The organism is Bradyrhizobium sp. CCGUVB23 (genome assembly GCF_024199885.1).
GTDB lineage: Bacteria > Pseudomonadota > Alphaproteobacteria > Rhizobiales > Xanthobacteraceae > Bradyrhizobium.
On record NZ_JANADQ010000001.1, the window covers coordinates 1 to 13,719 of the forward strand.

Here is a 13,719-nt window from a genome sequence, read left to right on the forward strand (position 1 = left end):
CGCGGTGCCGGAATTGAAGGCGGCGCTGAAGAAGCACGGCCGCGAGGACATCATGATCATCGTCGGCGGCGTGGTCCCGCCGCAGGACTACGACGCACTCTATGCAGCAGGGGCCGAAGCGATCTTCCCACCCGGCACCGTGATCGCTGATGCCGCCGAGGAGCTGATCCACAAGCTCAACGTGCGCCTCGGGCATAGCGCCGCTGCGGAGTAGCTCAACGAGGCCAAGGGCTTTCCGGCAGAGAACCGGAACGCACCTTGCGGCGACCAACCTTCACGAGCGGGTGTCCGCCCGGCGCGTTCTGCGTCGGTTCATCTTGTGGCGCCTATGTCATGGCGCGGTCATGCCGGCGGCGTCCAAAACGAACATGAACTCATGGGTACTGATGTGACATATCATCGTGCAACCACGCGCGCAGGGCTGCTCCTGCGGATCGCGTTCCTCTCAGCCCTCGCGACGCTCGTCATCGCCTCGCCGTCCCATGCGGCTGATCCCAAGCCCGATGCGATCATCAAGAACAGGACCATCGAAGCCCGCGTGCTGCTCGACGACCAGATCAAGGCCGATCCTGCGCTCGCTGCCGATTGCCTCGCCGAGGGCAAGAAGTGGCTCGAGAAGAATGCGGCCGATGCCGCCGCCTCGCGCAAGCAGGATCCGCAATTCTTCCAGAACGGCGGCTGGGATTTCGAGCGCAAATACACGATCCGCTCGGTGGTTGCCGACCGCTATGTCAGTCTGGTCCGCGCCGACTACATGGATACCCACGGCGCGCATCCGAATTCGGGCGTCGACACCATCCTGTGGGACAAGTCGCAGGCCAAGCGTATATCGATCCGCCCGTTCTTCACCGAGACCGCCGACAACGGCGCGACGATGAAGGCGATGCAGAAGGCCGTGATCGCCTCGCTGCGAATCGAGAAGAAGAAGCGCGATGCGGGCGAGACGGCCACCAACGAGTGGTTCAAGGGCGTCGAGCCGAGCCTGCTCAAGATCGGCGCCGTGACGCTCGCGCCTTCGACCGAGGCCGGCAAGAGTTCCGGTCTCACCTTCCACTATCCGCCCTATGCTGTCGGCCCCTACGCCGAAGGCGAATATGTCGCCTTCGCGTCGTGGGAGACGCTGAAACCCTATTTGACACCGGAAGGCGCGCGGATTTTTGGTGGCATGCGACCGAAGGGCGACGAAGACGACGGGCAGTGATTCGTTGCGGCATGAACGAGGCGTTGCTCACAGCGCAACTGGTCCGGCCAGCTTGCCGCGCTGGTGCAAAGCTGCCAAAAGTGTCGCCATAGACAGGGCGTCCGACGTTACAGGCGCCTCTGGAAGGTGCTCATGTCTGCCATCACGCGCCGCGCCTTCGCGGCATCGTCCGTCGCTGCCGCCGCTCTTGGACTCAAGCCGGCACGCGCTGAGGCCTATCCGGCGCGGCCGGTGACCTTGATCGTGCCGTGGGGTGCGGGCGGCGGCACGGATGCAACTGCGCGCGTTCTCGCGACGATGCTGGAGAAGGAGCTCGGCCAGCCCTTCAACGTGGTCAATCGGGTCGGCGGCTCGGGCGTCGTCGGCCACACCGCGATCGCAACTGCCGCTCCCGACGGCTACACGATCGGCATGCTGACCGTGGAGCTCACCATGATGCACTGGCAGGGGCTCACCGACCTGACGCCGCGGAGCTTCACGCCGCTCGCCATGATGAACGAGGACGCGCCGGGCATTCAGGTTTCCTCTTCCTCGCCTTACAGGACGGCCAAGGAACTGGCCGTGGCCATCAAGGATGCGCCGCCCGGCAAGTTCATTGCGTCAGGTACCGGTCAGGGCGGCATCTGGCATCTCGCGCTGATCGGCTGGATGCAGGCGATGGGACTGCCGGCCAACCAGGTCGCCTGGGTGCCGTCGAACGGTGCCGCACCCGCGATGCAGGATCTTGCGGCTGGCAACATCGATCTCGCCACCTGCTCGGTGCCCGAGGCCCGTGCCACGATCGATGCCGGGAAAGCGCGCAGCCTCGCCATCATGGCGCAGGCGCGCAACCCTGTTTTCCCCGACGTGCCGACCCTGAAGGAAGCGATGGGGGTCGACTATTCGACCGGCGGCTGGCGGGGCATCGGCGGACCGAAGGGCCTGCCTCCGGAGATCGTGGCCAGGCTCACGACGACGGCGAAGAGGATCTTCGACTCCGCGGAGTTCAGGACCTTCATTGCCAATCGCGGCTTCGGCATGGCGTGGCGCGATGCCGGCCAGTTCGCCGACTTCATGGACAAGAGCGATGTCCAGATGGGCGCAACGATGAAAGCCGCCGGCCTCGCCAAGGGCTAACGTGTCGAGCAGGGTAAAGCCGGCCGCGTTGATCCCGGCCCCGGCCCTCGCCTGTCCCGCCCGGCCGTTGTAAAGCAGGGCATGACTCAGAAGAAGGCTTCGCTCGACGTCAAAGCCCTCGCCCGGGACGTCCGTTCCGGCAGCCGCGCGGCGCTCGCCCGCGCCATCACGCTCGTGGAGAGTCGGCGCGGCGACCATCAAGCGGCCGCGCGCGAGCTGGTGCAACTGCTGCTGCCGGACACCGGTAAGGCGGTTCGCGTCGGCATCACCGGCTCGCCGGGCGTCGGCAAGTCCACCACCATCGATGCGCTGGGCACCTATCTCATCGCGCAAGGCCACAAGGTCGCGGTGCTCGCGGTCGATCCGTCCTCGGCGCGCAGTGGCGGCTCGATCCTCGGCGACAAGACCCGGATGGCGCAGCTATCCGCGTCCGAGCACGCCTATATCCGCCCGTCGCCGTCATCCGGCACGCTTGGCGGCGTCGCCGCCAAGACGCGCGAGGCAATGCTGCTCTGCGAGGCGGCCGGATTCGACGTCGTGCTGGTCGAGACCGTCGGCATCGGGCAGTCCGAGACTGCGGTCTGCGACATGACCGATTTCTTCCTCGCGCTGATGCTGCCGGGCGGCGGCGACGAATTGCAGGGCATCAAGAAGGGCCTGGTCGAGCTCGCCGATATGATCGCGATCAACAAGGCCGACGGCGACACCCTCAAGCGCGCCAACATGACTGCCGCGGACTATCGCGGCGCGCTGCACATCCTCAGCCCCCGCTCCGAGCATTGGCATCCGCCGGTCGAGACCTATTCGGCGCTGACCGGCAACGGCATCGCAAAACTCTGGCAAAAAATCCTCGATCATCGCAAGGCGATGAGCGCGTCGGGCGATTTCGCCCAGCGCCGGCGCGAGCAGCAGGTGAAATGGATGTGGTCGATGCTGGAGCAGCGCATGCTGTCCCGGCTGCGCACCGAGGCCTCCGTCCGCACCAGGGTGAAGAAGATCGAGGCCGAGGTGGCCGACGGCCGTGTCACGCCGTCGCTCGCCGCCGAGCACATCATGGAGCTCCTGCAATGAGCGGCAAGCTTCGCGTCCTCCTCACCGGCTTCGGTCCATTCCCCGGCGCACCCTATAACCCGGCGCAGCCGCTGGTCGGGCGGCTGGCGCGGCTGCGCCGTCCGGCGTTCGACGGCGTCGAGCTTGCGACCCACATCTTCCCGGTGACCTATGCCGCGGTCGACCGGCAATTGCCGGAGGTCCTCGCGAAGGCGAGGCCCGATGCGCTTCTGATGTTCGGCCTCGCCGCGCGCACCTCGTACCTGCGCATCGAGACCCGCGCGCGTAACGCCGTCACCATGCTCTGGCCCGATGCCGCCAATACCCGTTCCCGCAAAGGCGCGATCAGGGCAAACGCGGACGCGATGATGTTCGGCGCGCACACCGCAAAGCTCTTGCGGGCCGCGCGACTGACCGGGATCGATGCGCGGGCCTCGCGCGATGCCGGCGCCTATCTCTGCAACTATCTGAGCTGGCGCGCGATCGAGAGCGTGAACGCCGGCGGGCCGAAGCTTGCGGCATTCATCCACATCCCGCTGCTGGCACGCACTGGCGCAGCACGGCGCAAGGGAGCGCCGCGCATCACGCTGGAGGAACTGGTCGATGCCGGCGAAGCTATGCTGATGGAAATGGTGAAGTTGGCGCGCCGGGATGCAGCTGCGTAGGGTGGGGTTAGCGCTCCGCGGGCTCCGTACTCGCGTTGAGATTATGGTGGGTTACGCCTTCGGCTGACCCACCCTACGGCACCGTGTTTGCGTAAACATTTAACCCTACCCAAAACAATTCTGCCGCCTACAGCCGCCCTGCCCCATTTCTGCGCTACCTAACGCTCGCGGATGCGTCCCGCGTCCGCTGGAGGACGCGTTATGGACCTCAGTCGCCGTCATCTCATCGGAGCTTCCACCGCCGGCGTTGCCGGTGCGCTGGCCATGCCCGTCGATGCCGCGCGCGCAGCCCCTCTGACGTCCGTGCTCGGGCGCGACGCCACACAGTATGGCGTGCGGCCCGGCAGCAGCGAGGACCAGACACGCGCGCTCCAGCGCGCCATCGACGACGCGGCGCGCGCGCAGGTGCCGCTGGCGCTGCCACCCGGCATCTACCGCACCGGTATGCTGCGGCTGCAAAACGGCTCGCAACTCGTTGGCGTGCGCGGTGCCACGAAATTGGTCTTCACCGGTGGTCCTTCGATCCTCCTCAGCGAAGGCGCCGGCTCGATCGGCCTTGCCGGCATCACCTTCGACGGCGGCGGCATTGCGCTGCCGACACGGCGCGGCCTCATCCACTGTCTCGGCGGACGCGACGTCCGCATTCTCGATTGCGAGATCACCGGCTCCGGCGGCAGCGGCATCTGGCTCGAGCAGATCGCCGGCGACATTTCGGGCAATGTCTTCACCAACATCGCCGTGACGGCTGTGGTCTCGTTCGATGCCAAGGGACTCATCGTCTCGCGCAACACGATTCTCGGCACCAACGACAACGGCATCGAGATCCTGCGCACCGCCATTGGCGACGACGGCACGCTGGTCGCCGACAACCGCATCGAGGACATCATGGCCGGCCCCGGCGGGTCCGGACAATACGGCAACGCCATCAACGCCTTCCGCGCTGGCAACGTCATCGTGCGCGGCAACCGCATCAAAAATTGCGATTACTCGGCGGTGCGCGGCAACTCAGCCTCCAACATCCAGATATCAGGCAACAGCATCAGCGACGTGCGCGAGGTCGCGCTCTACTCGGAGTTCTCGTTCGAGGCCGCGGTGATCGCCAATAACACGGTGGATGGCGCCGCCGTCGGCGTCTCCGTCTGCAATTTCAACGAAGGCGGCCGCATCGCGGTGGTCCAGGGCAACATCATCCGCAATCTGATCCCGAAGCGCCCCATCGGCACCGCACCCGACGACGATGCCGGCATCGGCATCTACATCGAGGCGGACACCTCCGTCACCGGCAACGTGATCGAGAACGCGCCGTCCTACGGCATCGTCGCGGGCTGGGGCAAGTATCTGCGCGACGTCGCGATCTCGGGCAACGTGATCCGCAAGGCCCTCGCCGGCGTCGGCGTGTCCGTCGTGCCAGGCGCCGGCACTGCGCTCGTCAACAACAACATGATCTCCGAAACTCCGCTCGGCGCGGTCGTGGGGCTCGACCATGCGCGCACCGTGACAACGGATTTGTCGGCTGACAGTGCGCAACGGTTTGCGCAGGTGGTAGTGGGTGGGAATGCGGTGCGGCGGTAAGTGCGACGACGCTAAAGTGGCTCCGCCGCGCGTGCTGACGCCACACCGTCATTGCGAGCACAGCGAAGCAATCCAGAATCGTTCCGCGCAGACAATCTGGATTGCTTCGCTGCGCTCGCAATGACGGAGGATGCGGACCTAAAACGCATTCCGCAGCAGCGGATATTTCGCTTCGATGCCGTCGAGGCTGAAGGTGAATTCGACCACGTGTTCGGGGATTGCGGGCACCGGCTCGGGGGCGATCGGGGCTTCGGTGATCCCGGCAAGCCGTTCGGGCATGCCGGCGAGGCCGACCGGCACGACCGTCTCCGGCACGATGTGCACGGCCTTCGGCTGTACGGTCTGGGCGTGCTCGCGCCGCACCGTTTCGCGTGACAGGACCGCCGGCGACCAGCCCAATGCGAACGTCCCGACGGGGCTCATCGCGGGCACGTCAGCGCCGTCGGCGAGCGCCCGCCACGTCTGCACGGCACGCTTGGCTTCCTGGATGTTTTCGAGAAAGGCGACTTCGGAGTGATAGCGGCGCCAGCGTCCGGTCTCGAACATTTCAGTGAGATGTTCCAACCGTTGCTCGGCGAGTGCGCACCAGCGCTCCGCGATGTCGCGGCCGCGAGCCACGCCTTGGCGATGTGTCATGAATGAGCCCGTCAGGAGAGAACAACGGACGCGGGACGCAACGCAGACGAATCAATTTAGACGTGACGTGATTATTTTGTGGAAAAGTTTTGACTTGTCCAGCGACGACACAAATTTCGGCGCGAAATTCCGTAGTCGTGCGGAGATTTCGTGGGCTTTTGTGGTCAAGCCCCGCACAAGCATGGCGGACTTGCAGCGCAATGCGCCGGGCGATTCGCAAACGATCATGTGCGCTGACTCAACCCGGAGCTGAAAGGCGGAGCGCTTCGGAAGATCGAGAGCCAAAAAGAAAAGACCCGTCCGGGGGGACAACCGGACGGGTCAAGCCATATGGGCGCTTGGGGTGGATGGGCGCTCGCGCCTGATATGACTGATGGGGAGGGATGACCGCTCCCACATCATTTGGTCGTGGCACAGAGCCGAACGTTCAAAACCCGCCGCGTGATTTTTTAACCTTCGCAGTCCGCGCATGTTTGCGGACAACTATCGTGCGGCAGGTCTATCCGATTGAGAAAGCGTGGATTTATCGCCGGCGCTGGACAGCGAGGGTTGCGCCAGCGCGCGTGTTCCAGGCTCTTCGCGACGTTCCGACGCATCTTCACGTTTTGTTGTCCCCGGCACCGCCGCAACCGGCGTCGCACCATCGACCGCAACCGCCATGACCGCGGCGTAAGCATCAGCCTCGCCGTCGCCGAACAGATCGTCGCGGCCCGGCGTTCCCAGGTCGCGGGCGGTCTTTACAAGAGTCAGGCGCAGCGCTTCCGGCTTCAAAGCGTAGTTGCGCTCCAGCAGCAGCGCCGCGACGCCGGAGACATACGCCGCCGAGAACGAGGTTCCCGATGTCATCTGGTATTTGCCATCCGGCGCCGGCAGGAAGATGTCGACGCCGGGCGCGGCGAGCGCGATGTGGCTGCCGCGATTGGAGGCGGAGAACAGCTTGTCCTGCGCATCGGTCGCGCTGACCGCGATCACGTTGGGATTGGCCGCGGGATAAAGCGGCGGCGATTTCGCGCCGGCATTGCCGGCCGCCGCAATCAGCACCAGCCCGCGCGCGGCGGTCGCCGCGATGGCGCGCTCGATCACCGCGTCCTTCGGACCTGCAAAGCTCATATTGACGATCTGCGCGCCGTGCTCGGCGGCGTAGTTCAGCGATCTCAGGATCACATAGGATGAGCTTTCGGCGCCCCCCGTGGTGCCGCCGAAGGCGCGGATCGCGATAATGCGCGCCTCGGGCGCGCTCCCCATCAGACGCGCATGCGACACGATCGCACCAGCGATACCGGTGCCGTGGACGTGCGGCCCTTCCTTGCTGCCGAGCGCATCGAAATTGTCCGCGATCGAGTTGGCAAGCTCGGGATGGCTGGTGTCGATCCCGGAATCGATCACCGCGACCGTGACGTTCGCGCCATGGACCAGCATATGCGCCTCCGGCAGGCGGAGCTTTGCCAGCGCATATTGCGCGGGGTCGCCTTCCGCGGGCACGCCCGCCTTCTGGTCCTGAAGCATGTAACGGAAATTCGGCTGCAGCGAGCGCACGCCGTTCGCAGCAGCGAATTCGCGGCGCACGGTGTCGTAGGGCCGGCCGTCGGTGATGCGGAACAGCCCGATGGTGGCGCCGATCAGCGGAAAGCTCTCCGACGCAATGCGGGTCAGGCCGTGGCTGCGCGCAAGCGCGTCGGCATCGGCCGTCGAAAGGTTGCTGTCGAGTTCCGCCACGAACTCATTGGCGATACTGCGCGACGTGGTCGCCGCCTGCGCCGTGTTGCGGCCGGAATTGCCGGCGCCCTTCTTGCCCGATTTGCCCGAACCGCCGCCGGCCGCACTCGGCTGGTCCAGGCATTCTCCGTCGGCGTCGCGATTAGGCGCGCTACAGGCCGGATAGAGATTGGGCGAATAGCGCACGTAAGGCAGCACCGCCGTGTGGGCCATGCGCGCCGTCAGCCGGGGCACCACCCTGGGTCCGCGATCGACGCTGGTTATCGCCCGCCCGGTGACGACGGGACCGCCGCGCCCCGTCACCGTCGGGCTGATGGTCGGAACGCGCGAGGGAATGCTGATTGTCGGCGTGCGCATGATCGCCTGCGCGTGCGCGACTTCGCCGCCGAAAGCGCCAAGCAAGAGAACTGCGCCCATCGACGAAGCGAAGACGCCCGCTCTCGACACGCTTTCGGACTTACGCTTCATGACTCTCGGCGCTTAGGGGGCCGCCACGGCGAGGTTGACGATCTTCTCGCGCTGCATCCTGCCGAGCAGCGAGGCAAGCTCGTCGTTGTTCATCGCCTTGTTGAACTGGAGGCGGAACATGCCGCCCTTGGCGCCGTCGACGATCGATGCCTGGTAGCTGTCGAGCAGCGTGGTGATGTCGGCGATGCGCGCGTCCGGCGTGAACCGCACCAGCGCATGCGCCGACGCCCCAGGCGAGGCACCGAGTTCGCGCGTGATCGGCGCGTTCGTGGAGAGCGAGGCGGTCTGGAAGGTCGAGCTCTGGTTCTTCACCAGCACGGCCCCGATGATACCGGCCTGGAGCAGCAGCGCGATCGCGCCGAGGCTCGCCGACCAGGCGAGCGTGCGTGGCGACAGGCTCGCGAAAAACGTCGAGATGCGTGTCGAGAGCGACAGCCCTCCGGGCCCGCGTGCGGGCTCCGCATCGATCGCGGCGAACAGTTTCTGCATCGCGCCGGCCGACGGAGCACCCAGGCTCTCGTTGAGATGGATGGTCTCTTCGTATTCGGCGCGGATCGCGGCGTACTGCCTCGCCAATTCAGGATCGCCGGCGAGGGCGTCCTCGACCCGGCGCGCGTCGCGCGGGTTCAGCGTGCCGGCAGCATGCCATGGCAGCAGCATCTCAATTTCACTGGGCTCTTGCTCCAGCATCTTCTTGCTCAATGCCATCATGGCCAGCCTCGCTCAACACCGGCTGCCTTGAGCAGCTCGGCCAGTTTCTTTCGCGCATAGAACAAGCGCGTCTTCACGGTGTTCTCCGGTATCCCGACGATTTCGGCCACCTCTTCCACGGACTTCTCGTGGTAGTAGACGAGATCGACGATTTCCCGATGGTCCGGCGACAGTGCCGTCAAACACTCTCGCAACGCTTCACTGGTATCCTTCTTCTGCACCGCCGTTTCCGGATCGTCGGACGTATCCTCGATCGCGTTGGCGGCCTCTTCGTCCAACTCAAGATCCTTCCTGCGCCGAAGCGCAGACAGGGCCTTGAATCGGGTGATTGCCAGCAGCCAGGTGGAAACAGCGGATCGGCCCTCGAACTTTCCGGCCTGACGCCAGACGTCGAGAAACACCTCACTGATCAGGTCCTCAGCGACCTGCTCATCGCGCACGAGCCTAAGCCCGAAGCGATAGACCCTGACATGGTGCCGCCCGTACAGCACCTGCATAGCGAGCCGGTCGCCTTGGGCGATCCGGGCGATAAGGACTTCGTCCGAAGCCGCCTGTGTCACGCTCAAAGGCCGTCTCGCAAAGTTGGTCGGGTCGAAACGGCAGGCGGTTCGACGGGTGATGCAAGAATCTTCAACCTACCGCGGTTGCACGGGGACATGTGTGATGTACCCCACATACGCGCGTATTCTTGCAGCCCCTGGGGGCTCGCTAAAAATGGTAACATAATACTATAACTTTTCCCTGCGGAGCGCACACGGGCGCGGCCCGATCTTACCAAGCCTCGATCCATAACGCAGCCTTGTGCAGCGTATTCGCCGGCCAATTGACTGTATCTCTGGACCTTACCGTTGACCTTATCCGTGGCCCATTGCCTGGCCAATTCCCTGGCCTATCGCCGACAATCCCTAATCGCTCGCTAATTTCCGTGTCGGATCAAGGCACTTACCCGGGCGGCCGGCCCGGATTCGCACCGCAAGGATACCAAACCTAAAGGCTTGCCACGTAGATTTTTGGACTGACATTCACCAATGGCAGGTTCATGAGCACGGCCGCGACATCCATCCCGGAGCGGAATGCCGCAGAGGTCGCGGATCTCGTCCTGTTTCCCGACCAGGCCACGCCAGAGGTCGTCGCGCGCCGCATGCGGCAGCGGCGCCAGATGTATGTCGGCCAGGCCGCGAGCTATTCGCTCGGCACATCCGTCCTGTTGATCTACGCCTATGGCGGGGCGATCTCGATGATCGTGCCGTCGCTGTTCTGGTTCGGCGGGCTGATGATCATCGGCAGCTTCGCGGTGCTGTCGGAGGCCGGCGTCGGCGAGCGCTACCGGGACCACTACCTGACCGTCTTCCAGATCTCGGCGCATATGGCGCTCCAGCTCGTCTTCCTGCTGGCGGTTCCGACGATCGGGGTCGCCTTCATCAGCGTGCTGTTCCTGATCTTCGCCTTCGGCACGCTGCGCATGACCTCGCAGCAGGCGATGCTGACCTGGGCGCTCGCGACCATAGGGCTCGGCTTCGTCTTCCTGATCTCCGACCTGCCGATCGGCATGCCGGTGACGAGCCGGCTCGAGCGCCTCGCATCGATGCTGTGCTTTGTCCTGGTGATCGGCCAGTGCGCCTTCCTCGGCCTGTTCGGCAGCACGCTACGCAAGATCCTGTACCGGCGCAGCATCGAGCTGAAGGCCGCCTATCAGCGCATCGAGGAGCTCGCCGAGCTCGACGAGCTCACCGGCTCGCTCAACCGCCGCTCGATCATGCGCGCGCTCGATGAAGAGATCGCCGGCGTGCGCGAGGCAAAAGCGCCCTGCTCGGCTGCACTCATCGATCTCGACTGGTTCAAGCGCATCAACGACGTCCACGGCCATCCGACCGGCGACGAGGTGCTGCGCACCTTCGCCATCACCATCTTCGCCAATATCCGCCCCAACGACCGTTTCGGCCGCTACGGCGGCGAGGAGTTCCTGCTGCTGATGCCGGACACGTCGGGCGAGGCCGCCATGCGCATGCTCGACCGCCTGCGCATGATCGTGGCCGAGCTCGACTGGAGCGCATTCGCGCCCGGCATGCATGTGACGATTTCCGCAGGCGTCGCAGCGCTGCGCGACAATGATAATGCCGACTCATTTCTCGCGCGCGCCGACAGCGCGCTCTATTCCGCCAAGGCGCAAGGACGCAACCGCATTGCGACCAGCTGACCAATCCATTTTTGCCCGGTGGCGCAGAAAGAGCCCCCGGACCGAACGCTCCAGGACAGGGCCATGAGATCGAAAGCCGCCAAAGTTTCCGAAAACCTGCTCGACGAATTGCAGGCGACGCTGTCCCACGGCACGGTTGCGCGCCGGGTCGAGACGCTGCGCCGCGTCACCGATCTCTTCATCACCGGCGCGGTGGACTATTCGGACGACCAGGTCGCCGTGTTCGACGACGTCTTCCAGTGCCTGATCGAACATATCGAGACCTCGGCCAAGGTGCTGCTCGCCGAGCGCCTGGCACCGATCGACACGGCGCCGGCCGTGACCATCCGCACGCTCGCGCTCGACGACGTCATCGACGTCGCCGGCCCTGTGCTGTCGAAGTCGGAACGGCTCGACGAAGCGACCCTGATTGAGATCGCGCGCAGCAAGAGCCAGGCGCATCTCGAGGCCATCTCGATGCGCCGCGTGCTGTCCGATGCGCTCACCGACGTGCTGGTGGCGCGCGGCGATAACGAGGTGGTGCAGTCGACGGTCAAGAATCCCGGCGCGCAATTCACGGAAAAGAGCCTTAGCGACCTGGTCGGACGCGCCGAACGCGACGACGACCTCGCAACTTGCGTGGGCCTGCGCCCGGACCTGCCGCGCCATCATTATCTGAAACTGATCGCGAAGGCGTCCTTGAGCGTGCGCAGGAAGCTCGAAGCCGCCAATCCCGGCCAGTCCGACGCGGTGCTCAGCGCGGTCCACGAGGCGGCGCAACGCGTTCGCGCGGCGACCATGACGCGGCAGACCGAAATGGCGCGCGCGCTGGTGAGATCGCTGTTCGATGACGGCCGTCTCAACGAGCACCAGGTCACGGCCTTTGCCGAACAGGGCAAATTCGACGAGGCCAATGCCGGGCTCGCGGCGCTCGCGGGCGTTCCGGTTGCGATCGCCGAAAACATGATGATCGAAACCCGCACCGAGGGCGTGATGATCCTCGCCAAGGTCGCCGGGCTCTCGTGGTCGAGCGTGCGCGCGATCATCGCCATGCGCGACAAGCTGTCCGGCCGCGATTTGACCGACCTTTTGAGCGCGCGAGACACCTACGAAGCGCTGCGCACCTCGACGGCGCAGCAGGTGCTGCGCTTCCACCGCATGCAGCAGAGCACGGCACCGGCGTAGCCGGTGCTAGTACTTCAGCACTTTTGATCCGATGAACGCGCCGATCGCGGTCACGAACGCGGCGGCGAGCGTGTACCAGGTCGCCACGAACAGCGGCGAATCATCGGTGCAGTGCGAGGCGTAGAGCGTCGCCGCCAGCCCCGCCGACAAAAGGCCGGCGAGCGCGCCGGCAAGCGCGGGCCGCGACGGCGCGCCGTGACGCAGGCCGAACAGCGCGCCCGCCAGCAGCGGTAGCGACATCGCAGGGATCGCCGACAGACACACCCTTGAATTCTTGCCGACGAGCCGCATCGTCATCGGCATCGCAGGCGCCATCATCATCTCGCCGCCGATCGCCACCGCAAGCAAGGCCACGGGGAGCAGCAGCAGCCAGCCCCAGCCGCGCATCAAGGCCTCGGGCCGCGACAGATGCAGACTGATCGCGATCGCGGGGATCGCGAGCGACAGGGTGACCGCGAACTTCATATCGAAGAACGGATTGTGCATCGCGCTCATCACGTCCGGCCGCACGCCGAGGAAGGTGGCGAAGATCAGGATCGAGAGCGGCGCGGCCACCAGCAGCGACAGCGCCAGCACGGCACCGACCTTCGGCGCACGATGAGCGTTGTCGGCCGCGAGCGTGCGAATGAGTTGATCGGTATCCATCTCATCTGTCCGGCAGTTTGGCGGTAAGCGCGGCCAGCCCCCGATGCAGCGCGACGCGCACCGCGCCTTCGCTCATCGACAACTTTGACGCGGTGTCCCTGATCGAGGCGCTGTCGACCGCAATCGACTGCAACACGTCACGCTGGCGCTGCGGCAGTGTCGCAAGCTGCGCCGCGACCTCGCCTGCGGAGGCCGTCTCCGGCGGAGCCTCGCCCGGCAACGTCTCGGCGAAATCGTCGATATTGACGAAGATCCGCCTGCCCCGTCGCCTTAGCGCGTCGATCAGCTTGTTGCGGGCGATCGCGAACAGCCAAGGGGCGAGAGGCGCTTCGCTATCCCAGGTATGCCGCTTCAAATGCACCGCCAGCAAAATGTCCTGCACGATATCCTCGGCTTGATCGGGAGGCTGGCCGGCCCGCGCGAGTCCGCGCCGGGCGGCAGCCCGCAGCACCGGCGTGACCGCCTTCAGCAGGCGATGATACGCCGCATCATCCCCTGCCATGGCCGACCGCATCAGGCCGGTCCATTCGTCCTCACGTCCGCGCACGCGCGCTCCCACCTAGCAATTCGGCCGCTCT

Annotated in this window: 14 protein-coding genes and 1 pseudogene; 9 read left to right on the forward strand and 6 right to left on the reverse strand. The window is 65.4% G+C overall.

The window, feature by feature from the left end; genetic code table 11:
- The 6 genes and pseudogenes from NLN62_RS00005 to NLN62_RS00030 form a co-directional block, all read left to right on the forward strand.
- A pseudogene (locus NLN62_RS00005) lies at nt 1-214 on the forward strand (hypothetical protein); the annotation flags it as partial.
- A 162-nt stretch (nt 215-376) separates the two neighbouring features.
- Nucleotides 377-1,201, forward strand: coding sequence for an RsiV family protein (locus NLN62_RS00010; RefSeq protein ID WP_254106930.1), 825 nt, complete (start codon nt 377-379; stop codon nt 1,199-1,201).
- Between the two features lie 132 nt (nt 1,202-1,333).
- Nucleotides 1,334-2,317: a tripartite tricarboxylate transporter substrate binding protein gene (locus NLN62_RS00015; protein ID WP_254106931.1), complete on the forward strand. Its 984-nt coding sequence runs from the start codon at nt 1,334-1,336 to the stop codon at nt 2,315-2,317.
- A gap of 81 nt (nt 2,318-2,398) precedes the next feature.
- Complete coding sequence (gene meaB, locus NLN62_RS00020; protein WP_254106932.1) at nt 2,399-3,388, forward strand: methylmalonyl Co-A mutase-associated GTPase MeaB; 990 nt, start codon at nt 2,399-2,401, stop codon at nt 3,386-3,388.
- Nucleotides 3,385-4,032, forward strand: a complete 648-nt coding sequence (locus NLN62_RS00025) for a pyroglutamyl-peptidase I (RefSeq protein ID WP_254106933.1) — start codon at nt 3,385-3,387, stop codon at nt 4,030-4,032. The genes meaB and NLN62_RS00025 overlap by 4 nt, the downstream gene beginning before the upstream one ends.
- Nucleotides 4,033-4,233: 201 nt before the next feature.
- Nucleotides 4,234-5,604 carry a TIGR03808 family TAT-translocated repetitive protein gene (locus tag NLN62_RS00030; RefSeq protein WP_027528151.1) on the forward strand — a complete coding sequence of 457 codons (1,371 nt, stop codon included), beginning with the start codon at nt 4,234-4,236 and terminating at the stop codon, nt 5,602-5,604.
- Between the two features lie 138 nt (nt 5,605-5,742).
- On the opposite strand, the gene NLN62_RS00035 is transcribed toward NLN62_RS00030, so the two are convergent.
- A complete protein-coding gene (locus NLN62_RS00035; protein ID WP_156944951.1) occupies nt 5,743-6,240 on the reverse strand; it encodes a TIGR03809 family protein in 498 nt (165 codons plus the stop codon).
- Here NLN62_RS00035 and NLN62_RS00040 point away from each other — a divergent pair.
- Nucleotides 6,239-6,493 carry a hypothetical protein gene (locus NLN62_RS00040; protein ID WP_254106934.1) on the forward strand — a complete coding sequence of 85 codons (255 nt, stop codon included), beginning with the start codon at nt 6,239-6,241 and terminating at the stop codon, nt 6,491-6,493. The genes NLN62_RS00035 and NLN62_RS00040 overlap by 2 nt on opposite strands.
- A 230-nt stretch (nt 6,494-6,723) precedes the next feature.
- Here the strand turns inward: NLN62_RS00040 and NLN62_RS00045 are convergent, their stop codons facing one another.
- The 3 genes from NLN62_RS00045 to NLN62_RS00055 are packed head-to-tail and all read right to left on the reverse strand — an operon-like array spanning nt 6,724 to nt 9,701.
- A complete protein-coding gene (locus tag NLN62_RS00045; RefSeq protein ID WP_254106935.1) occupies nt 6,724-8,424 on the reverse strand; it encodes a S8 family serine peptidase in 1,701 nt (566 codons plus the stop codon).
- Between the two features lie 12 nt (nt 8,425-8,436).
- A complete protein-coding gene (locus NLN62_RS00050; protein ID WP_254106936.1) occupies nt 8,437-9,135 on the reverse strand; it encodes a hypothetical protein in 699 nt (232 codons plus the stop codon).
- A complete protein-coding gene (locus NLN62_RS00055; RefSeq protein WP_027528155.1) occupies nt 9,132-9,701 on the reverse strand; it encodes a sigma-70 family RNA polymerase sigma factor in 570 nt (189 codons plus the stop codon). Before NLN62_RS00055 ends, NLN62_RS00050 begins: the two co-directional genes overlap by 4 nt.
- A gap of 473 nt (nt 9,702-10,174) precedes the next feature.
- On the opposite strand from NLN62_RS00055, the gene NLN62_RS00060 reads away from it, so the two are divergent.
- Nucleotides 10,175-11,332, forward strand: a complete 1,158-nt coding sequence (locus NLN62_RS00060; protein WP_027528156.1) for a GGDEF domain-containing protein — start codon at nt 10,175-10,177, stop codon at nt 11,330-11,332.
- Between the two features lie 63 nt (nt 11,333-11,395).
- Entirely contained in the window at nt 11,396-12,496 is a 1,101-nt protein-coding gene (locus NLN62_RS00065) for a DUF2336 domain-containing protein (RefSeq protein WP_027528157.1), read from the forward strand.
- Nucleotides 12,497-12,502: 6 nt separating this feature from the next.
- On the opposite strand, the gene NLN62_RS00070 is transcribed toward NLN62_RS00065, so the two are convergent.
- Nucleotides 12,503-13,141, reverse strand: a complete 639-nt coding sequence (locus NLN62_RS00070; protein WP_027528158.1) for an NrsF family protein — start codon at nt 13,139-13,141, stop codon at nt 12,503-12,505.
- Between the two features lies 1 nt (nt 13,142).
- Nucleotides 13,143-13,688 carry a sigma-70 family RNA polymerase sigma factor gene (locus tag NLN62_RS00075; RefSeq protein ID WP_254106937.1) on the reverse strand — a complete coding sequence of 182 codons (546 nt, stop codon included), beginning with the start codon at nt 13,686-13,688 and terminating at the stop codon, nt 13,143-13,145.
- Nucleotides 13,689-13,719: the final 31 nt, after the last annotated feature.

What these genes read in the sequence shown, in the direction of transcription:
- NLN62_RS00010 (WP_254106930.1), top strand. Translation starts at nt 377, where the DNA reads ATGGGTACTGATGTGACATATCATCGTGCAACCACGCGCGCAGGGCTG.
- NLN62_RS00015 (WP_254106931.1), top strand. Translation starts at nt 1,334, where the DNA reads ATGTCTGCCATCACGCGCCGCGCCTTCGCGGCATCGTCCGTCGCTGCC.
- meaB (WP_254106932.1), top strand. Translation starts at nt 2,399, where the DNA reads ATGACTCAGAAGAAGGCTTCGCTCGACGTCAAAGCCCTCGCCCGGGAC.
- NLN62_RS00025 (WP_254106933.1), top strand. Translation starts at nt 3,385, where the DNA reads ATGAGCGGCAAGCTTCGCGTCCTCCTCACCGGCTTCGGTCCATTCCCC.
- NLN62_RS00030 (WP_027528151.1), top strand. Translation starts at nt 4,234, where the DNA reads ATGGACCTCAGTCGCCGTCATCTCATCGGAGCTTCCACCGCCGGCGTT.
- NLN62_RS00040 (WP_254106934.1), top strand. Translation starts at nt 6,239, where the DNA reads ATGAATGAGCCCGTCAGGAGAGAACAACGGACGCGGGACGCAACGCAG.
- NLN62_RS00035 (WP_156944951.1), bottom strand. Translation starts at nt 6,240, where the DNA reads ATGACACATCGCCAAGGCGTGGCTCGCGGCCGCGACATCGCGGAGCGC.
- NLN62_RS00045 (WP_254106935.1), bottom strand. Translation starts at nt 8,424, where the DNA reads ATGAAGCGTAAGTCCGAAAGCGTGTCGAGAGCGGGCGTCTTCGCTTCG.
- NLN62_RS00050 (WP_254106936.1), bottom strand. Translation starts at nt 9,135, where the DNA reads ATGATGGCATTGAGCAAGAAGATGCTGGAGCAAGAGCCCAGTGAAATT.
- NLN62_RS00060 (WP_027528156.1), top strand. Translation starts at nt 10,175, where the DNA reads ATGAGCACGGCCGCGACATCCATCCCGGAGCGGAATGCCGCAGAGGTC.
- NLN62_RS00065 (WP_027528157.1), top strand. Translation starts at nt 11,396, where the DNA reads ATGAGATCGAAAGCCGCCAAAGTTTCCGAAAACCTGCTCGACGAATTG.
- NLN62_RS00070 (WP_027528158.1), bottom strand. Translation starts at nt 13,141, where the DNA reads ATGGATACCGATCAACTCATTCGCACGCTCGCGGCCGACAACGCTCAT.